Source organism: Halonotius roseus (assembly GCF_006861655.1).
Classification (GTDB): domain Archaea; phylum Halobacteriota; class Halobacteria; order Halobacteriales; family Haloferacaceae; genus Halonotius; species Halonotius roseus.
In genome coordinates this window covers 215,688-233,630 of the sequence record NZ_SESI01000004.1, presented here as the reverse complement: position 1 = coordinate 233,630, position 17,943 = coordinate 215,688, and the positions used below count along the sequence as shown (strand labels likewise).

Below are 17,943 nucleotides of genomic sequence, written 5' to 3'. Positions count from 1 at the left end.
TCGCCGGCGACTCACCGGTTTGTTCCGCCACGTTCGACCCGCACCGTCCACACGACGAGCGCGGCGACCGCGAGCCACAGCAGCACTTCGAGGTAGAACGACGGACTACCGAGGTAGTACCAGAAGAACTCGCCCGGCGGGATCGCGGGCGGATTCGGCGGCGACACGACCGGCCAGCCGAGGAACAGCGCGTCGCTCGGCCGGCCGTTGATGACGACGTGCAGCGCGTCGAGGAACAGATGCGACGCCCAGCCGACAGCGAGCGCAAGGCCCCGCCCGCTGACGAGTGCAACGCCACGCCGACCGGCGAGCGCGACGGCGATAGCGACCGGTAGCAGAACCGCGCTGTGGCCGACCGAGTGAAACAGCTCCGTCACGCCGGCCATCCCGAGCGGTTTGTCGATCAGATCCGGCAGCGCGGCACCGACGACCAGCCAGCCGAGAGACAGCGGCGACTGCGACGGCATCGAAACCGCCGTTGCCGCCGCAGTCCGCGTGGCGCGGAGCCGAGAGACGACCCCGATGCCGGCGGCCACGACGAGGTGGGTCGGAAACAGCACGGATCACTGTACGGCGGCGGGCGGCTTCAATCCTCCTCGGCCGAGTGGTCACCCACCGCACCGCGCAGGGGATACAGCCCGCTGATCGCCAGTATGTCGCGGCCGAAGACGGCCAGCGACGGCGCGAGCACGACCGGTGCGAGCCGCCAGCCGAGGTCGGTCGGCACCGCCGGTAGCAACACGGCCGTCAGAAAGACCATCTGGACGCCGGCGAGGTATTTCCCGAGGTTGCTGTCGGGTCGCTCGAAGACAGGTCGGTCGCTGACCTGTCGCCACCGCCGCACGCCGAGGAAGGCGTACCGTGCCGCCGACAGCGACAGATACCACCACGGCAGTAATCCCCAACAAACGGCGACGACCGGCGCGGCGACGAAGCCGGCGGTATCGACGGTCATATCCAGCCGCTCGCCGAGGTCGGTCTCCCGGCCGACCGTTCGGGCGACCGTCCCGTCGAGTTTGTCGAAGACGACGCCGACGCCGTAGCAGAGGCCGGGCAGCCACGCGACGGCGGCGGTCGGCGCGGCGACGGCGAGGCCGGCGACGACGCTGTAGAGGCCGCTCCGCAGCAGCGAGAGCGTGTTTGCGAACCCGAAGAGGTAGCGCACCGGCCGCTCGCCGAGTTCGGCCCGGCCGGTTCGACGGCCGATATGCCACAGCTGGGCGGCCCAGAACGCGGCGGCAACCGCCCACGGCGACAGCGGCGACCACGCCGCGGCCGACGCTGGCACTGCGGCTGCTACCACGAGCGCGAGACAGCCCGCCGCGACCGCCGGCAGTCCGGCTCGAAGTCCGAACTCGACTGTCGCCGCCCGGCGGTACCACGTGGACACGACTACGTCACCGGAGGAGGACGACGAGGACGGCGATCAAGACGACCTGTGCGACCTTGTCAATCGCGCCGAGCGTGCCGACATCCGCGGGGAAGGCGTAGTCGCCGGCGACGAAGTTGACGTAATACCAGAGGACGATCTGGATCGCGGTAAACGGAATCCCGACCGCATAGACCGTCCGGCGGCGATAGTTGACGAGGACGAGGACGACCGCGCCGAGGAAGCCGAGGCCAGCCAACAGGAAGCTGATCCCGAGCGGCGAGTCGATGAACCCGACGCCGAGTCTGAGGTGGATGAGCCCCGAGATGATCGCGGCGACGATGCCAACGTAGGCGAGGCCGCCTAGCGAGTCGGTGTCGAGCGAGAAGCTGCCGGTATCCGTGCTCATATGCCTACACCGGCCGGAATCCACATAATCGTATCGCCCGCGTGACGATTACCGCTCGAATTCGGGATCGCGCAGCGCGCCGATCCGCTCGCAAGCTTCCCTATCGAGCCGCGTTGCCACAGCGGCCGCGTTGCCAACGATATGTGCCTCGGTCGTACTCGACGGGATCGGGACGACGCCGCGGGTCGCGTTCCACGCCAGCACGACGCCGGCCGGCGAGAGATCGTATTTTCCGCCGATCTCGGCCAGCACTGGCTCGTCCAGCAGTCCCGGAGCCGACAGCGGCGAGTGGGCGACGACGGCGATATCGTTGTCGTGGCAGAATTCGACGAGATCGGTCTGTGGCTGGTAGGGGTGTCGCTCGATCTGGACGACTACGGGTGGGATCGACGCCGCATCGAGGATCGTCTCCAGTTGTGACCGTGAGACATTGCAGACGCCGAGCGTCTCCGCCCAGCCGCGCTCGACGACCGTCTCAAGGTTTGCCCACGCCTCGGCCAGCGGGATCGACGCCGTTTCGATCTCACCGTCGGCGTCGGTCGGAAACGTCAGTGCCTCCTGTGTTTCTACTGGCTTCTCGGCCAGTCGATCCAGCGACCCCTGATGGGCCCACGCTTCGGGCCAGTGGAGCATGTAGCAGTCGAAGGCGTCGATGCCGAGTTCCCGCAGGCTGCCCTCGCAGGCGGCCAGTAGGTGTTCCCGCTGGTGGTTCGTTCGCCAGACTTTGCCGAGGATCGTGAGGTGGTCTCGATCCGGCGATCCCGGTGTAGCCAGCAGCTCGCCGATGCGGAACTCATTGCCGTACAGCTCCGCGCTGTCGAGCAGCCGGTAGCCCGCGTCGAGAGCGGTCGCAATCGATGCTTTGCGCTCGACGTACTCGTCGCCACGGTAGCGCGAACAGCCGAACCCAACCGGGGGCACCGACAGGGTGCCGTCGTCGGTTGTGGTCGCTGTCGATTCGGGCTTATCCGGCCCCGCTACGCCATGAGCTGGCACGTCAACCGGCCCGCCATCGGCGGCTGCCGCTTGGATAGCGTTGCAGACGGCGACGACGTGGGCCCCGCGGCGCGCTGTTCGGCGATCCGGCTCGCCGGCAGCGACGCTCGCAGCGAGGTCTTCGACCGCATCGATGTAGTCGCGGGCGTCGGTTGGCGACTGCGGCGGGACGGTCGTGTACGACCGACCGAGCCCGCCGTACTGCACGGCGTCGCTGGCGGGCTCCATCCGGCCGGTGTTGTCGAGATAGAGCGAGCCGTCGTCGCCGTGGAGTTCCAGCCCGTAGAACTCCCGACTGCGGTGCGGGGCGTAGAAACTCGCCGTGAGCCGTACCGTGGGGCCGTCTCGAAACGCCAGCGTCGCCTCGACGTGGCTGTCGGCCTCGGGTCGTTGGGTCTCTCGCTCGGGCCACGGATCGAGGCTGTCGGCGACGCGGACGCGCTCAACGGGGCCGAACCACGCGACCAGCAGCGAGAGCGGATAGACGCCGCCGTCGTAGAGCGGCCCGATAGCGAGGAACGACTCCGGACGGTCGTGCCAGTCGGTAACGCGGCCGACGTGGGCGTGGGCGTAGGCCAACTGGACGGGCCCGAGTCGCCCCTCGCCGAGCAGCCGACGGGCGCGCTGTTGGGTTGGCCCCGCGACCGACGCCGGCGCGCAGCCGAGTGCGAGATCACGCTCGCGGGCCGTTTCGACCAACTCGCCGGCGGTCTCGCTGTCGAGTGCGAGCGGCTTTTCGGAGTACACGTGGCGGTCGGCTGCGAGGGCGGTTCGCGTAACCTCGGCGTGGGCCGCGTGGCTCGTCAGGTTGACGACCAGCGGCGCGTCGAGGGTATCGAGGGCGACATCGAGATCGCCGAAGGCGGGACAGTCGTGACTCGCGGCGAACGCGTCGGCGCGGTCGGCGTCGAGATCGCAGACGCCGGCCAACGCGAGTTCGGCGTCGGCGATGCCGTCGGCGTACGACGACGCAATCGACCCCGCTCCGACAAACAGACAGTGCACAGTTTCACCGCGCGGGCGAGGCCTAAAACTCCCCCGGCGATAGGTGTGCGCGGTTCGACTCGCCGATGGGGTTTTGTCAGTATCGGCCGAAGGCCACCCGTGGTGGAACCCGGAATGAGCCGGCTCGGGACGGCCTACCTGCGGGCGATGCAGGCGGTCGGCCGGCGGCTGCCGTACGGAACGAACGTCTATGAGCGGTCGTGGGACGTGTTGGTCGTCCTCGACGGCTGTCGGGCCGACCTACTGGCTGCCGTCGCCGACGACTACGCGTTCCTCCCCGAGGTCGGCTCGATCCGCTCGGTCGGCAGCTCCTCCTCGGAGTGGCTGGAAAACACCTTCCACGGCCACCCCGAAACCGACCGAACGGTCATGGTGACGGCCAACACATGGACGGATCGCTATCTCGATGCTGACGATTTCGCCGCCCTCGACGAGGTCTGGAAGTACGCGTGGGACGACGCGCACAACACGATCCCGCCGGCGGCGGTCACGGATCGCGCTATCGCCCACGCGCGCGAAACAGCACCTGATCGCCTCGTCGTCCACTACATGCAGCCGCACCACCCCTTCGTTCCCGATCCGCTCGACGGCGACGACGGGCTGGTGCGGGCTGGCAGCCACAGCAACACGGGGAACCCGTGGGTCGCCCTCCGGCAAAACGAGGTCAGCGTTGCCCGCGTTCGGGCCGCCTACCGGGCGAATCTCGACTACGTGCTCGAAGAAGTCGAATCGCTGTGCGCCAACATCGACGGCCAAGTCGCCATCACGGCCGACCACGGCAACCTCTTCGGCGAGTGGGGGCTGTACGGCCACCCGATGGAGACGCCCGTGCCCGCGCTCATCACCGTTCCGTGGGCGGAAACGACCGCCACCGACAGGGAAAGGCGAACCCCGACGTTGGAGCCACCGGAGTCGCTTCCGGTGCGTCGGGTGTACGGGAGCGATTCCGCAGACGAGCGACTCGACGCGCTGGGGTATCGTGCATGAACGGGGGTTACGAATGAAGATCGGTCTCGTCATCTACGGCTCGTTCGACGAGCAGTCAGGCGGGTTTCACTACGACCGCCAGCTCGTCGCGGAACTTCGGGCAGCCGGCGACAGCGTCGAAATCATCGAACTCCCGTGGCGATCCTACCCACGAGGACTGCTCGACAACGTTTCACCCCGATTCCCGCGGCGACTCGCTGGCGAGTACGACGTGTTGCTACAGGACGAACTCGCCCATCCCTCGCTGGTGTGGACGAACCGACGGCTCTCGACGCCGATTGTGAGCATCGTCCACCACCTCCGAGCGAGCGAGCATCGACGCCTGCGGCCGCTCTACCGCGCCGTCGAACGCCGCTATCTCCGTGGCGTCGACGGCGTCGTCTGTAACAGCAGCGTCACCCGCGACGTTGTTACCGACTTCGGCGTCGACGCCGACCGAACTGTTGTCGCGCCGCCGGCCGGCGACCGGTTCGATCCGCAGATCGAAATCGACGCCATCGCCGACCGTGCCCACGAGAATCCCCTTCGCTTGCTGTTCGTCGGCAACATCACGCCGCGAAAGGGCGTCGACACGCTGATCGACGGGCTGGCGGCCGCCGCCGGCGACGCTGAACTCACCGTTGTCGGGAAGCCAGCCGATGAGGCCTACGTCTCGCGGTGTCACGACCGCGTCGCCGAGCACGGACTGGAACGTCGCGTCGAGTTCACCGGCGGGATCGATGACGCTTCCCTCGCCGCCGCGTTCCGCGAGCACCACCTCTTGGCCGTGCCGTCCCGCTACGAGGGGTACGGCATCGTCTATCTCGAAGGGATGGGGTTCGGGCTGCCGGCTATCGCCGCCCGTGCCGGCGGCGCGACAGATATCGTCAGCGAGGGCGACAACGGATTTCTGGTCGATCCCGGCGATTCGGCCGCGGTCGCCGACGCGATCACGACGCTGGACACCGACCGCGAACGGTTAGCGATGATGGGGCAAGCGGCGCGCGAGCGGTACGAGGCCCAGCCTGACTGGGCGGAGACGGCCGCCACCGTTCGGGGGCTACTCGAATCGGTTGTCGACAACGACCCCGGATGAAAACAGATCGATGCCGATCAGGCCGCGTTGCAGTTGCTGGATCTTGCGGCTGCATTCGGCCGACCGACGATGAGTGAGCACACCCACTCCCAAAACCAACGCTGGACAGTCATCTGCCGATATGCGATATCTCCATTATTCACACCCACCCGTCAGGAACCCACTCAGTGACGGCAGCAGGGTCGTCGTAGGCCGCATCAATGGCGTTGATCGCCTCGGCAAGGATTTGCGGCGATGGCGGGTCGCTGTCTGAATAATAACAGAGCCCGTACGGGACTGTCTCGTCGAAAAAGTCGTCGTCGGCAGTCAGAACGGCCCAGTCGTTAGCTGCTGCGTAAGCGGCGATCGCAGCATCGGTCGCAGTGGGTTCGAGAACATCCCGAACGCGGGCAACTGTGTGGCTGGACTCAGATTCGAGGGTGGCAACGTACGACGCTTTCACCATCTGGTCACACAGTACCCGCATCGACACTTACTCCTCGGTGTCGGCAGTGTGGGCCTCGGCCGTGATCGCTTGCTCAGTGGCTGCCTTTTGCATCCGGATGTAGTCCATCAATTCGGGGTGGGACTCGTAGTATTCGATGGCGGCCTCGACCTGCGGGCGGTCGAGCGTCGGATACTCAGCGAGTAACTCGTCGACGCTTCCACCTGATTCGACAGCGACCCCGAGTGTGTAGACGCCGATCCGTGTGCCGTCGATTCGTGGCTTACCATGGAGAGTATCTGGCGTTCGCACAATCTCGACGCCGGTGCTCATACATCTGTCTACGGGTTGTAGCGATAAAATACTCGGGGAACTGCAACCGGCAGCGTTCAGATAAGAGCAGCTAAGCAGGTGCGGGTCGGTCGGCTGATCAACCGCCGCCTTGGCGGACTGAAAGGGCGAGGCGGGGTCGGCGAACCCGGACGACGTAAGCACTGCAGGAGAGAACGAAGTGAGCGATGAAGCGCGCAGCGAGTCCCGGGAGCCGAGCGCGCCGAGGGCTTTCTATATTCTCTTTCAGAAAGCACCTTATCTGAACACGACCCTCCAACCGGATCACACTGCTGGCTCGTGTGACGCGACAGCAGCAGCACGATTCACCCACAGTGGCGACAGCTGATCGACGTGATCAGACGTTCTGCATACCGCCTGCTGTCCGGCAGCAGACGGAGAGTGATCCTGTCACTCCGGGAGGTCGATATCGTCGTCGGCGTCGTACTCCCAGCCCTGATCGTCGATGAACGAAACCACGTCATCGAGGGATTCGGTGACGACGATCTCGGTGTCATCGGCTCCCTCGGTGTCGTCGCCGCTTTCGGTGTCGAGAGCGGCTCCGAGTGTGTTGATCGGGTGGGTTTCGCTTGGGACGTTCGGGCCATCGTGGCCTTCGATCGTCACGGTCTGGGCTGTGTTCTCGTGAATGTAGACATCGATATCCGTTCGGAACGGGCGTTCTTTCAGGGTAACCCGCACGGTTCCGTCGGCGTCTCGCTTCGTCGCGGTCGCCGTGTATCGCACATCGTCGATCACCGGGCGGAGCGCGATCGCGTCCTCGTAGGCGTAGGCGCGCTCGGTGATCACCGTTCCGTCGTGGCTGTAGATCGCCTTCCAGGTGCGAAACGAGGGGAGACTGCCGGTTCGGTACCGGGAGGCGGTATCGACGAAATCAAAGCCGATCTTCAGCGGCATGTTGGGGTGTGGCGTGCCGTGGGCCTCGCGGTAGGCCTGTGCGTCCTGCTGGGTTGGGCTGTGAGCTGTGAGGGCGGTATGGGCGGTTTCGACATCGGTGGCCGTGATGGATTCCGGGTCGACCTCGAACGGCTCGCCGTCGTAACACGCCCAGACGCGGGTGATGGTCGCCGAAAGCAGGTCGTCGTGGCCTGTCGCTGTGTCGGTGTTTTTGAGCTGTGTCAGTACCGCGATGATCGACCGGACTGTCTCGCGGTCGAACGCTGGGGTATCGGCGTGCATATGGCTCGGTGTGTGATGTTGCGTATAGTACCCGCTTCAATCCCACCTTTTTCTGCGTCGGGTCGCCTGCGGCAACCGCTCTCTGCTCACGGCGACGGAGTCGCCGTTCGCATGGTCAGCGGAACCTTCGGTTCCGCCCGACTTGAAAAAGCTGGATCAAAAAGTCCTGCCACCCTGCGGTCGGCAGTGAACCGCTCGCTCCCGGCGGTCGCTCGCGGATGCTACTTCTAGACTACCCTCTCAACAAAATTGATTTCGTCGTTGATTAGGCTTCGTCGTCTTCGACTTCGTTTTTACCGCGCTGTCGGCCTTTTGCGACTCGTTCGCCGCCGCTGAGAAGGCTTTCACGCGCCTCCTCGCGGGCGGACTGCTCGTCGCTCTCGGTACTCATACTTGTATTATCGGCGGCTAGGTGTATAATCATTGGGTCACCGCCACGCTCGAAGGTCAGTAATCGCCCGATGCGTCTGGGTAGGCAGTCCCGACACCAAGACAACAACAGCAAGCAAGAGGATCGACGGGATCAAAAGCCAGATCGGGACGGTACCCGCGATACCATGATACAGCCCCAGCGCGAACGAAATGATGGCAGAGACGATCAGCAGTATTGTCACTTGGACCAGTGGGATATTGCGAACGTTTGTGCTCCGGTTGAAATTGATCCGCATGATGTAGTTTTGTATCAGTAGTACCTCGGTTTCCTGCTGTTGGAAATCGGAGTTGAGCAGCTTCGTGAGATTCTCGGAACTTACGCCAACATCGAGTTCCGATGCTGTGTAGGTCATCGCTGCAAACGCAGTCGAGAGAACCAGCGCGCCAACGCCGAGTACTGTGTAGCTGTTGAGAAACGGTTCGACGGTTCCAACTCCCGATGTTTGGCCAGAACTGAGCTGTGTTGCGATGGATACGACCGAAATCAGGATACCGACCAGCGCGATATTGAGCCGGAGTATCTTGCTCGCTTTCGTGTCGATGTCGGCGAGTGTTTCCCGCTGTGCATCGACGGTTGCTCTCGCTTCCGCGCGCAACTCCCCAAGCTGCTCTGAATCTCCGGAGAACTCGATTTCCTCCAGTTCCGATTTCAGTTCTCTCGGATCTCGACTCGACATAGTTTGATCATCGCTTCGTCTTCTGATTTAAGATGTAGCCTCCGTTTTTCAAGCAGTGCTGCATCCGTCTGGAGTAGCAGGATCTTCGTACTCCTTGAAAAAGCTGGATCAACAAGAGCCGCGCGCCCCCGGTGGTCGCTCGCGGATGCTACTCTCAGACTGCTACCTCGACAAACTTGATTGCCCCATCGATTACTGGGCACTGATTCTCCATGTTGTTGTAGTGTGAACGCACACTATATTTATAAGCCACCGACCGCTCAACTCACACATGAGTAGTGACAGCGTTGACTCCGAGAGCAAGGTATCGGGGAATCAGGCGAATATCCCCGCCCGCATCCGTCGGGAGCTTGACATCGACGACGGAGACACGCTTCGCTGGCGGATCGAAGACGAAGGGGAGATTCGCGTGCAGGTCGTCCAACAGCGCGATGGGACGTTCGGCGCGTTTGAGGGCTATGACGGCGATCAGGACACTACTGTGACCACCGACCACGACGCGTGGGGCGTTGACGGATAGATGCCACGTGCGCTCATCGACACGACAGTGCTCTATGCAGCGGCCTACCGCCGCGACGCAGCCCACGAGGAAGGACTTGCGATCCTTCGCGGTGTCGACAGCGGTGACCTGCCGGAGGCAATAGTCCTCGATTACGTCCTCGCGGAGACGCTGAACGGTCTCACGACACACGCTGGCCACGATGCGGCTGTTGATTTCCTTGATCGAATCGAAGAGAACGCCCGTTTCCATATCGAGTCGCTGACTGCGGACGGGCGTGCGATGGCAAAAGCCCAATTCCGGCAGTACGAAGCGTTCTCGTTCGTTGATGCCTGTCTAAGTGCGTATCTGAAAACCGAGAAGTTAGACTATTTGTACGCGTTTGACGACGATTTCGATGTGGCTGGCCACATCTCGCGTCTCGATACGGTGACGAATCCGTATCAGCCGAGCTAATCTGTTTTTGTGTTGGATGTCCGAACAAAGAGGGTATCGAAGTCATGTCGTATGCTCCGTTCTTCGGCTGAGGGGTCGTAGCACTACATGAGTGTGAGGCGTCGATGCGCACAAACACGCCTGTAGGGCTTCCTTCTCTGCTTAGCATACGGATTGTGTATCGCTACCGAACGCTTTTGCTCTCGTGCCCTGTATGGTAGTCTATGAGTATCGAATCGGACGACGACCCAGAGAACACCAGTGTTCCGACTCGAATCTCGCTGGAACTCTCTGACGATGGTGAGGTGTGGCTCGTCCGTGATGAAGAAACTGGCGTGGCTACGGAGGGTGAGACCCGCCAGCAGGCCCTCGAAATGCTCGATGACGCGGTCGCGGCGTACAACGGAGAGGCAGGGCGCGAACCCACAGACGAAGAACTCCGTGAAATGGGGGTTGATCCCGACGAGAACACGAGCGGCGAGCTACCGGATATACTGAAATAATCGGCACATGGTGACGCGGGATTTTTCTGGCGATGGTATCGTTGCGGTGTTGGTCAATGTCGGCGGATTCGATTGGATTCGTACCACCGGCAGCCATATGATACTGAAATGGATGCCGCCAGAAGATCACGACACTGACCCACGAACAGTTAGTGTCCCTCGGAAAGATCGGATTCGTATTGGAACCCTACGGAACATTGCAGAGCAAGCCGGTGCCGAGGATTTCGATGCGTTTTGCCGTTGGATTGATCGTAATCGCTAAATTGGTTCATTCCCCGACAGCCTCGCTCCCGTTGGTCGCTCGCGGATGCTATGAAATCAAATCACTGCGAGTCGGCGAAGGAGTCGATAATATGATCGGATAGATTCGTCGCTGCGAACGCGGGGACGAACTCGTCGGTCAGAACGTTTCGGTCGCTGGCTCGCCCGGCTGCTACCTCGCCCGCAATCGTATCGAGCCGCTTGGCCTCGTTTTCAACGACGCTCGAAATATCGACTTTCGGATAATCCTGTTTCACCGCGCCCGTTTCGAGGTCTTTCATCCACAGCGTCCACCGGAGGCCATCGGTGCCGATACCGGCCAGATACCGCTGGTTGATGTCGCGGAGGTACTTGCAGAACGTATCTTCGTCGAGGTATTCCCGGATGTCCTCGGTCGCGTCTTGCTTCGATCCAGTGGGCTGTTCTCGGTTGGCGGCTTTCGCTTCGACAATGCAGACCACTCCGGGGGCGTCGTCCCCTGCGGGAATATTTTTCAGGAGATAGTCGGGCTGGCGCGGTTCGACTTTCTCGTAGGTAATCGGCCGCCTGATGAAGTGCGGGGCAGCACTGTCATAGTCCTCGGAGATCGGATTCAGATAGCCCAACCCATGCAGCACTGGCTCGATGAGATACTGCTCAGTGAAGACTTCCGGGGCCTGCTCTATCGGAGCCCCGGTGAGGGTGCGCGTCTCTCTGAGCAGTTTTCGCAACTGTCCGCCCTCGTTGAGTTCGCGGAACTTCTGCGCGAAGCCTTCGATTCCATATCGGATGTCTTCGGCGATAAACGCCGCCGGATCAAGCGTTCGCTGGGCGTCGTCACTCACTCCCCGACAGCCTCCTCGACGATCTCGATTTCCTCGTCGGTCAGCCCGTACAACTCATACACGATTTCGTCGATCAACGCGTCCGTCTCCTCGATTTTCGCCTCTAACTCCTCAGCACGTTCCTTGGTCTGCGTGTAGCTCTCTAACCCACTTTCGACATCAGCGACAGCGGGCAACGTCAGCTTCCGCAGTCGATCCACCAGTGAGTTCGTCTTCGTCGCTGTCTCCCTGAATCCGGCAAACCCGCCGGCCTCATCAATCGCCACCGGAACAAACGCCTCGATCAAATCGGCCTCGCGTTCGCTCAGATCCGTAATTCGCAACGCGACCTCAGAGTCGGTCTCGACGTAGCCCCACTGATCCGGCTCCCGATCATCGACCGGCCCCGAAACCTCATCAGCCAACGCCTCCCCTTCACGGGCTTCGCCCGTTTCGGTTCGAGGTGCGCCCTCCGGTTGCACCTCGCTTGGCTTATATCGCGCGGTCAACCGAACCTCGATCGTCGACGCCGACTCACGCCCACCTTTTTCTGCGTCGGGTGGCCTCACTTCGTTCAGCCACCGCTCCTTGAAAAAGCTGGACCAAAAAGTGCTGCCTCCCTGCGGTCGGCAGTGAACCGCTCGCTACGCTCGCGGATGCTATTTCTCAACAGCCGCTGTTTTGACTAACTTCTCAGCGCGTTTGTTCATTTCATCAGTATGACTCACAGAGCTACGAGATATCGTTCCAATTCTCTCAGTGCCACAGTCACTGTTCTCACTTAGGCAAACAGAATACACTTTCCAGCTACTCGGCTCCTCTTTGACCCCAGTTCCTACTTTTCCAACACAGTGTCGACATCGATACCCTGTGAGTTCAGTCACGAACACATAGGGGCGTGGTACCGTCTTCAGTTTTGAATCCTTGCAGCAAATATTATTTAACGGTGATTGACGAATCGAAGGCTAATGGGATACGATGGGCCGAAGGTCTTTCTAGCACCGTACGGCAACGATGCCGCGCTAGAAAATGTCGAAAACAGCGTTTTAGAGGGTATTGATGCCGATCGTGTCCGCCAGTATACTGAGCAACCACCGGACGCATTTGGTGATGTCATTCGGCTATGGGGAACAAAACCGTCAGTAGCTGGCACGTGGAAAAATATTGAGCAGGGAGATTTCTTGTTTTTCTACCGAAATGGAACGTATACGCACTCTGCGAAAGTTCTCGGTACAGAACAGAACGAGGCACTTGGTAGAGATGTCTGGTCGAACTTTGAGGACGATCCGTGGGATAGAATCATCTATCTTGCACCCCCGATCGAAATGAACGTCTCCTCTGAAGAGATTCATAACCTTGCAGGATACGACCGTTCCTATCCACTCGGATTCAGTCCACTCAACGAGATGGGTGTTGGTGGTATCCGAGGAAAGTACGGTTCTGTAGAAGCGTTAGCCTCCGGAGAAACTGGTTCGACTCAGACCGAAATCACAGAGACGACAACAGATGTTGAGATTCACACTACGCCGGATTTCGATCTCGTAGATGAGAACCTTCTCGAGGGGTTGTATTTCCAAGACAATCGTGGAACCGAGATCCTTGAGCAGATCGAATCAGCGTTCAAAGCTGGTAAGCATGTCATCTTCACCGGGCCGCCCGGAACAGGGAAAACTGAAATCGCTAGACGAGTCTGTCATTCGCTCGTAGAATCTCACAGCGATACCTATTCTGGCTACGAGATGACGACAGCCACAGCCGATTGGTCGACCTTCGAGACCGTTGGTGGCTACATGCCAACGGAGACAGACGGTGAGAATCTCTCGTTCGAGACTGGGCAGGTGCTACGGCGGTTCAAACAAGATGGCACACAAGAGAACGAACTCTTGGTGATTGATGAGATCAATCGAGCTGATATCGACAAAGCGTTCGGGCAGTTGTTCACACTTCTCTCCGGACAAGAAGTACAGTTGCCCTATCGCCGCGATGGCAACGAAATCGTTGTCAAACAGGCTGACGGCAGTTCCGGATCACCAGCACCTCATGAGTATCTCATGCCTAATTCGTGGCGTTTGTTGGCGACGATGAATACCTATGACAAGACTTCATTGTACGAACTGTCGTACGCCTTCATGCGGCGGTTTTCGTTCATTCATGTCGATGCCCCACAGGTGCCTGAAACCCGAGCAGAACGAATCGATCTACTCGAACAGTACGCAGACGCTTGGGAGATGGATCTGTCCAGACCGGCGGATGAAGATGTGCTCGATGCTGTGTCTGAAATATGGCTCAGACTCAATGACGGCCGAAGCGACCGCAAAATCGGTCCTGCCATCGTTCGGGACATGCTGGATGGGATCATGAACTCACCCTCTCGAACCACTGAGCGCGCTGTCACCGATGCAGTCGGTAACTACGTCCTGCCTCAACTCGAAGGATCACCTCGCCGAGAAGCGACCGTCAAACAACTCTCTCAGATCGATGCTGTTGATTCCAGTCGACTCAGCGAACTCGGCCGTGATATGCTACAGATAGAAATCGATGGATAGAGCCGAGCTTATCGATGCTGTCTCGGAGGATTTGTTCGCCTATGTGATGCACGGAGAGATTTCTGAACAACACGTCACGACACAACTCAAACCGACAGGACTGGATGAACGTTTCGAGAGCTTCGACGCGCTTGTTGACCTCCATTTCCTTCTTCGCCCAGCAGTCGTCGATTTCGTAGAACAACTCCCGTCTCGACTCCGGAGTATCAAGACACAGACGAAGAACGTCCAGCAGACGACGCGAGGACAGATATCCGGGCGAATCGATTGGACTTCGACGATGAAACAACGCTCCTCGCAGGCACCGGGCGATAAGTCGTTATTCGTCTGTGACAACCGTCACGAAAGCTATGATATTGACGAAAATATCGTTCTCAAACGCCTCCTGTCGATTATTTACACGACCCTGGAGGAGTGTGAGACATATCTCAAACAGGAATACGAATGGGTAACTGATCGCTGGCAGGAGAACCTTGAGCTCGTTGAGCAGATGCGAGAGTTGTTTGAACGGAACGTCCACATCAAGCGTATTCGTGACCCCGAGACCTACGAGCCGACAGACCGAATGATCCAGACAGCAGCCATGTCGCGTAGCGATGTCTATCGAGAGGCTGCTTCGTTGTTACAGGATCATAGACGAGCCAGGGAGAGCAATCCGGACGCTCTCAGAGAACTGTTGGAAGAGACGTTGATTACACCTGATGACGAGGAAACACTCTTCGAACTCTATGTCCTGTTCCAGTATGTCGAATCAATTGAGGAGTACCAGCAAAGCGAAACCTCGGTCAAAACGATTGAATCTGGAAAACAGGAGGTCGCTCGCATTAAGAGCGAGGATGGTACCGATGTCGTGTTGTACCACGATAGCTCTGCCAATGACCGAAATCTCTCGTTTGTTCCCGAGCCAATTGAAAAACAGGATGCCGAACTGACCCGGTCAGAACAGATAGACCGTCAGGCTCGAGAAATCGTTGAGAACTACTTCACTGACAAAGGGTTCCAACTGCAAACCAACCGGCCAGATATTATCATACTCGAAGTACAACATGAGGAAGGATACGAATACTTGATCACTGAGGTCAAAAACTCCACCAGCGAGCAAACAGTCAAAAAAGGAGTAACCGAGACGCTCGAATATCTCGCATTCTTGCGCCAAGAAAACGAATTAGTGTTTGACCCTGATACCCCATTTGGATCGGGTTGGAACGGCGTGCTCGTAGTCCAAGACTTCGAAAGCCGATCGACGGCACCAATTGAAGATCAAGACACGATTAGAATTCTACAAGCATCTGAACTTGCTGATTCTCTGCCAGTAATCTTAGACAGATTGTTGTAGTTATGTTTGGGTAGCCACTCGATAGCTTTGGCCAACATCTCGCTCTAATAGAACGGTCGATCCTGATACTGCTCCCCTGACCGTGCTGTTATCGATTCGTCTCACGCTGATTGAGGCTCCGTCAATTGATCGCAAAATGACAGTCCAGCTACTTCGCTTGCTCGTGAACCTCATCGATGGCGGTCGCCACCGTCGACTCATCGAGGCCCATCACCTCGGCGATCTGGGCGTCGCTAAACCCCTGGACAGCGAGATAGCAGGCCAGCGGTTTGTCGCCGGCAGCGGCGACCTGTACCGGCACCCGCGCGGTTTCGGGGCTGGTCGCCGAGACATCCGAGTGCCGAAACCGAAACGCCGGCAGCCGCTCGAACAGCACCGCCAACAGCGTCGCCCGGATCGGATGCGACCGGGCGGCCTCGGGGTCGGTCGCCAGCCGCACCACGCCCTCGGGGGTCTCTAAGCTCCGACTAACTGCCTGCGGGAGTGCCTTCGGTACCGGCATCGACAGCGAGTCCGGCAGGTACACCGACACCTCCGCCGAGCTGTGTACCGAGCCCGCCTCGCCCTCGTAGATCGTCTCCGTCGCGTCCATACACCCGCTTGTGGCTGATCGATCATAAGCTGTTGTCTGCGACGTTGTATCTGAATAAGAGTTCATATCAGGAATTTCTACAAAGACTGGCGTGTCTATGTAGAAAGCCCTCAGCAGGCTCGGCTCCCGCGGCTCGCTGCGCTCCTCGCTCACTGCGTTCGCTGCGGTGCTTGCGTCGCCGGGGTTCGCCGACCCTGCTTCGCCCTTTCATTCCGCCAGGATATGGTCTGGTTGGCCGGCTGACCCACCTGTTGCCTGGTTTATACGAACAGAGTGGCTGACCAGCTTACTCAGCCTGATATCGGTCGACCGTTTCGGCCTGTAGCTCATCCCGAATCGCGTGGCTGTCCTCGGCGTCGACAACGACCTCGATGATCTCGCTGCCCTCGCGGTCGGCCGCGGCGGCGTAGGCCTCCCGGAACCCCTCGCGGCTCTCGACGCGCGAAAAGCCCAGCCCGTAGAGCTCGCCGGCGGGCTCGAAGTCCAGCCCATGCGGCGTTTTGAACTGCCGCGTAAACGGCGGCTCGAAGTTCTCGATCGGCAGCTTATGGAAGATCCCGCCGCCGTCGTTGTTGATGACCACAACCGTCGCGTCGACCTCGGCGCGCCCGACAGCCAGCAACCCATTCAGGTCGTGATAGAACGCCAGATCGCCGATGACCAAGGTTACGTCGTCGGTCGTCCCGTGGGCCGCGCCCAAGGCTGTCGAGACGATCCCGTCGATCCCCGACGCGCCGCGGTTGCCGAGTGCGGTGATCGATTTCGCCCCGGCCGCCCCAAACCGATCGAGATCCCGAACCGGCATGCTGTTCGAGACGACGAGCGTCGCTGGATCGGGCAGCCCCGCGACCACGTCGGCGACGATCCCGCCCTCGAACAGTCGGTCGTCAGCGTCGCCAGCGACCGCGCTGTGGGCTTTCTCAGCGGCCTCCCAGCGATCCCGCCACTCGGCCGACCCCCCGCCCCGAATCACCTGTGCAAGCTGCCCACAGAGCCGGTCGGGATCAGCGACCACGAGATCGCTTGCGGTGAACTCCGCCTCGCGCCACGCGCCCGCGGGATCGACAACCAACTGCCGGGCGTCGACACCAGCGAGATACTTCCGCAGCGGCTTCGAGGTCGGCGACGCGCCCAGCCGCACCACGACCTCGGGCTCGGGCCATCCCTCGGTCACCGCCGTGTTCACAAACCCATCGTAGCCGCCGATCACCGGCGCGACACGGGTGTGGCCGCCAAAGCGCAGCCCAGAGAGCGGATCGGCGAGGATCGGAAACCCACTCGCATGCGAAAACGCCGTCACGGCCTCGGGATCGAGCCCCGGTGGATCGGCCGGGCCAGCGACGAGCAGCCCACGATCGACCGACAGCGTCTCCCCAAGCTGTCGCAGATCGCGGTCGTCAAGCTGTGGCTCCCCGCTCGTTCGCCGCACGAACGGCGTCTCCTCGTCGCGGCCGAGAGCCGCCAACGGGTCGAGATCCGCGGGCACGTCGCCCTCGACCGGCGTCGGCTCCAGCGGTTTCCGAAACGGGACATTCAGATGCACCGGCCCGGCAGGCGTCCCCTCGGCCGTGCCGAGGGCCCGACAGATATCGGTTCGCAGCGACCGCAGCGCGCGCTCCCGGGCGGCGGGCTCGGGCAGATCCTTGTACCACCGAACGGCGTCGCCGTAGAGCTTCTCCTGGTCGACGGTCTGATTCGCTCCCGACTCTCGGAGCTCCGGTGGCCGATCGGCCGTCAGCAAGAGTAGCGGCACCCGCGCCTGATTCGCTTCGACAACGGCGGGATGGTAGTTGGCGGCAGCAGTGCCGGACGTACAGATCAGCGGCGTCACCTCGCCAGTCCGGCGAGCCCGCCCGAGGGCGAAGTAGGCCGCCGACCGCTCGTCGAGCGCGGAGATCGTCGTCAACTCCTCGTGTTCGTCGACGGCGACCGTCAGCGGCGTCGAGCGGCTCCCCGGAGAGACACAGACCGTACGGACGCCGCTGCGGGCGAGTTCGGCGGCGATCGCCCGCCCCCACAGCGTGTTCCGATTCGGTGCAGTCATGGCCGACGTATCGAGGCCGA

At 61.0% G+C, this 17,943-nt stretch carries 20 protein-coding genes and 1 pseudogene; 8 read left to right on the top strand and 13 right to left on the bottom strand.

The features are described from left to right. Positions 1-11: 11 nt before the first annotated feature. The 4 genes from EWF95_RS13210 to EWF95_RS13195 are packed head-to-tail and all read right to left on the bottom strand — an operon-like array spanning position 12 to position 3,779. Positions 12-560, bottom strand: a complete 549-nt coding sequence (locus tag EWF95_RS13210; RefSeq protein WP_142444553.1) for a metal-dependent hydrolase — start codon at positions 558-560, stop codon at positions 12-14. 26 nt (positions 561-586) lie between these two features. Continuing rightward, the gene (locus EWF95_RS13205) at positions 587-1,390 is read right to left on the bottom strand and encodes a CDP-alcohol phosphatidyltransferase family protein (RefSeq protein ID WP_221886662.1); all 804 of its coding nucleotides are present in this window, start codon (positions 1,388-1,390) and stop codon (positions 587-589) included. A 7-nt stretch (positions 1,391-1,397) separates the two neighbouring features. After that, positions 1,398-1,778, bottom strand: a complete 381-nt coding sequence (locus EWF95_RS13200; protein WP_142444552.1) for a DUF7475 family protein — start codon at positions 1,776-1,778, stop codon at positions 1,398-1,400. A gap of 48 nt (positions 1,779-1,826) precedes the next feature. Next, positions 1,827-3,779: an aldo/keto reductase gene (locus tag EWF95_RS13195; protein WP_142444551.1), complete on the bottom strand. Its 1,953-nt coding sequence runs from the start codon at positions 3,777-3,779 to the stop codon at positions 1,827-1,829. Between the two features lie 114 nt (positions 3,780-3,893). Between EWF95_RS13195 and EWF95_RS13190 the strand changes: the two genes are divergently transcribed. Next, positions 3,894-4,766: a hypothetical protein gene (locus EWF95_RS13190; protein WP_142444550.1), complete on the top strand. Its 873-nt coding sequence runs from the start codon at positions 3,894-3,896 to the stop codon at positions 4,764-4,766. Between the two features lie 13 nt (positions 4,767-4,779). Then, complete coding sequence (locus EWF95_RS13185; RefSeq protein WP_142444549.1) at positions 4,780-5,841, top strand: glycosyltransferase family 4 protein; 1,062 nt, start codon at positions 4,780-4,782, stop codon at positions 5,839-5,841. Positions 5,842-5,980: 139 nt separating this feature from the next. On the opposite strand, the gene EWF95_RS13180 is transcribed toward EWF95_RS13185, so the two are convergent. From EWF95_RS13180 to EWF95_RS13165, 5 genes are all read right to left on the bottom strand, one after another. Next, a complete protein-coding gene (locus EWF95_RS13180) occupies positions 5,981-6,307 on the bottom strand; it encodes a DUF5615 family PIN-like protein (protein WP_142444548.1) in 327 nt (108 codons plus the stop codon). 6 nt (positions 6,308-6,313) lie between these two features. After that, positions 6,314-6,598 (bottom strand): DUF433 domain-containing protein, encoded by a 285-nt coding sequence (locus tag EWF95_RS13175; RefSeq protein WP_142444547.1) that lies wholly within the window; start codon positions 6,596-6,598, stop codon positions 6,314-6,316. A gap of 408 nt (positions 6,599-7,006) precedes the next feature. Continuing rightward, the gene (locus EWF95_RS13170) at positions 7,007-7,795 is read right to left on the bottom strand and encodes a hypothetical protein (RefSeq protein ID WP_142444546.1); all 789 of its coding nucleotides are present in this window, start codon (positions 7,793-7,795) and stop codon (positions 7,007-7,009) included. Between the two features lie 265 nt (positions 7,796-8,060). Continuing rightward, on the bottom strand, positions 8,061-8,186 hold the full coding sequence (locus EWF95_RS13845; RefSeq protein WP_281285202.1) for a hypothetical protein: 126 nt from the start codon (positions 8,184-8,186) through the stop codon (positions 8,061-8,063). A 37-nt stretch (positions 8,187-8,223) separates the two neighbouring features. Further along, positions 8,224-8,904: a hypothetical protein gene (locus tag EWF95_RS13165; protein ID WP_142444545.1), complete on the bottom strand. Its 681-nt coding sequence runs from the start codon at positions 8,902-8,904 to the stop codon at positions 8,224-8,226. A 271-nt stretch (positions 8,905-9,175) separates the two neighbouring features. Between EWF95_RS13165 and EWF95_RS13160 the strand changes: the two genes are divergently transcribed. From EWF95_RS13160 to EWF95_RS13145, 4 genes are all read left to right on the top strand, one after another. Then, positions 9,176-9,424 (top strand): AbrB/MazE/SpoVT family DNA-binding domain-containing protein, encoded by a 249-nt coding sequence (locus tag EWF95_RS13160; RefSeq protein ID WP_142444544.1) that lies wholly within the window; start codon positions 9,176-9,178, stop codon positions 9,422-9,424. Next, the gene (locus EWF95_RS13155) at positions 9,425-9,859 is read left to right on the top strand and encodes a PIN domain-containing protein (RefSeq protein ID WP_142444543.1); all 435 of its coding nucleotides are present in this window, start codon (positions 9,425-9,427) and stop codon (positions 9,857-9,859) included. A gap of 203 nt (positions 9,860-10,062) precedes the next feature. After that, a complete protein-coding gene (locus tag EWF95_RS13150) occupies positions 10,063-10,341 on the top strand; it encodes a type II toxin-antitoxin system HicB family antitoxin (RefSeq protein ID WP_185911792.1) in 279 nt (92 codons plus the stop codon). 7 nt (positions 10,342-10,348) lie between these two features. After that, positions 10,349-10,603 (top strand): type II toxin-antitoxin system HicA family toxin, encoded by a 255-nt coding sequence (locus EWF95_RS13145; RefSeq protein WP_142444542.1) that lies wholly within the window; start codon positions 10,349-10,351, stop codon positions 10,601-10,603. 61 nt (positions 10,604-10,664) lie between these two features. Here EWF95_RS13145 and EWF95_RS13740 read toward each other — a convergent pair whose 3' ends face one another. Both EWF95_RS13740 and EWF95_RS13790 read right to left on the bottom strand, forming a co-directional pair. Next, a complete protein-coding gene (locus EWF95_RS13740) occupies positions 10,665-11,426 on the bottom strand; it encodes a hypothetical protein (protein WP_221886661.1) in 762 nt (253 codons plus the stop codon). After that, positions 11,423-11,797 (bottom strand): annotated as a pseudogene (locus EWF95_RS13790) (restriction endonuclease); the annotation flags it as partial. The gene EWF95_RS13740 and the pseudogene EWF95_RS13790, both read right to left, overlap by 4 nt. Positions 11,798-12,373: 576 nt before the next feature. Here EWF95_RS13790 and EWF95_RS13130 point away from each other — a divergent pair. Continuing rightward, on the top strand, positions 12,374-13,951 hold the full coding sequence (locus EWF95_RS13130) for an AAA family ATPase (protein ID WP_142444541.1): 1,578 nt from the start codon (positions 12,374-12,376) through the stop codon (positions 13,949-13,951). Then, a complete protein-coding gene (locus EWF95_RS13125; protein ID WP_142444540.1) occupies positions 13,944-15,287 on the top strand; it encodes a hypothetical protein in 1,344 nt (447 codons plus the stop codon). The genes EWF95_RS13130 and EWF95_RS13125 overlap by 8 nt, the downstream gene beginning before the upstream one ends. 148 nt (positions 15,288-15,435) lie before the next feature. On the opposite strand, the gene EWF95_RS13120 is transcribed toward EWF95_RS13125, so the two are convergent. Both EWF95_RS13120 and menD read right to left on the bottom strand, forming a co-directional pair. Further along, a complete protein-coding gene (locus tag EWF95_RS13120; RefSeq protein WP_142444539.1) occupies positions 15,436-15,879 on the bottom strand; it encodes a hypothetical protein in 444 nt (147 codons plus the stop codon). Positions 15,880-16,165: 286 nt separating this feature from the next. Continuing rightward, complete coding sequence (gene menD / locus EWF95_RS13115; protein ID WP_142444538.1) at positions 16,166-17,923, bottom strand: 2-succinyl-5-enolpyruvyl-6-hydroxy-3-cyclohexene-1-carboxylic-acid synthase; 1,758 nt, start codon at positions 17,921-17,923, stop codon at positions 16,166-16,168. Between the last annotated feature and the right edge of the window lie 20 nt (positions 17,924-17,943).

What these genes read in the sequence shown, in the direction of transcription:
- EWF95_RS13200 (WP_142444552.1), bottom strand. Translation starts at nt 1,778, where the DNA reads ATGAGCACGGATACCGGCAGCTTCTCGCTCGACACCGACTCGCTAGGC.
- EWF95_RS13190 (WP_142444550.1), top strand. Translation starts at nt 3,894, where the DNA reads ATGAGCCGGCTCGGGACGGCCTACCTGCGGGCGATGCAGGCGGTCGGC.
- EWF95_RS13185 (WP_142444549.1), top strand. Translation starts at nt 4,780, where the DNA reads ATGAAGATCGGTCTCGTCATCTACGGCTCGTTCGACGAGCAGTCAGGC.
- EWF95_RS13180 (WP_142444548.1), bottom strand. Translation starts at nt 6,307, where the DNA reads ATGCGGGTACTGTGTGACCAGATGGTGAAAGCGTCGTACGTTGCCACC.
- EWF95_RS13175 (WP_142444547.1), bottom strand. Translation starts at nt 6,598, where the DNA reads ATGAGCACCGGCGTCGAGATTGTGCGAACGCCAGATACTCTCCATGGT.
- EWF95_RS13170 (WP_142444546.1), bottom strand. Translation starts at nt 7,795, where the DNA reads ATGCACGCCGATACCCCAGCGTTCGACCGCGAGACAGTCCGGTCGATC.
- EWF95_RS13845 (WP_281285202.1), bottom strand. Translation starts at nt 8,186, where the DNA reads ATGAGTACCGAGAGCGACGAGCAGTCCGCCCGCGAGGAGGCGCGTGAA.
- EWF95_RS13165 (WP_142444545.1), bottom strand. Translation starts at nt 8,904, where the DNA reads ATGTCGAGTCGAGATCCGAGAGAACTGAAATCGGAACTGGAGGAAATC.
- EWF95_RS13160 (WP_142444544.1), top strand. Translation starts at nt 9,176, where the DNA reads ATGAGTAGTGACAGCGTTGACTCCGAGAGCAAGGTATCGGGGAATCAG.
- EWF95_RS13155 (WP_142444543.1), top strand. Translation starts at nt 9,425, where the DNA reads ATGCCACGTGCGCTCATCGACACGACAGTGCTCTATGCAGCGGCCTAC.
- EWF95_RS13150 (WP_185911792.1), top strand. Translation starts at nt 10,063, where the DNA reads ATGAGTATCGAATCGGACGACGACCCAGAGAACACCAGTGTTCCGACT.
- EWF95_RS13145 (WP_142444542.1), top strand. Translation starts at nt 10,349, where the DNA reads ATGGTGACGCGGGATTTTTCTGGCGATGGTATCGTTGCGGTGTTGGTC.
- EWF95_RS13130 (WP_142444541.1), top strand. Translation starts at nt 12,374, where the DNA reads ATGGGATACGATGGGCCGAAGGTCTTTCTAGCACCGTACGGCAACGAT.
- EWF95_RS13125 (WP_142444540.1), top strand. Translation starts at nt 13,944, where the DNA reads ATGGATAGAGCCGAGCTTATCGATGCTGTCTCGGAGGATTTGTTCGCC.
- EWF95_RS13120 (WP_142444539.1), bottom strand. Translation starts at nt 15,879, where the DNA reads ATGGACGCGACGGAGACGATCTACGAGGGCGAGGCGGGCTCGGTACAC.
- menD (WP_142444538.1), bottom strand. Translation starts at nt 17,923, where the DNA reads ATGACTGCACCGAATCGGAACACGCTGTGGGGGCGGGCGATCGCCGCC.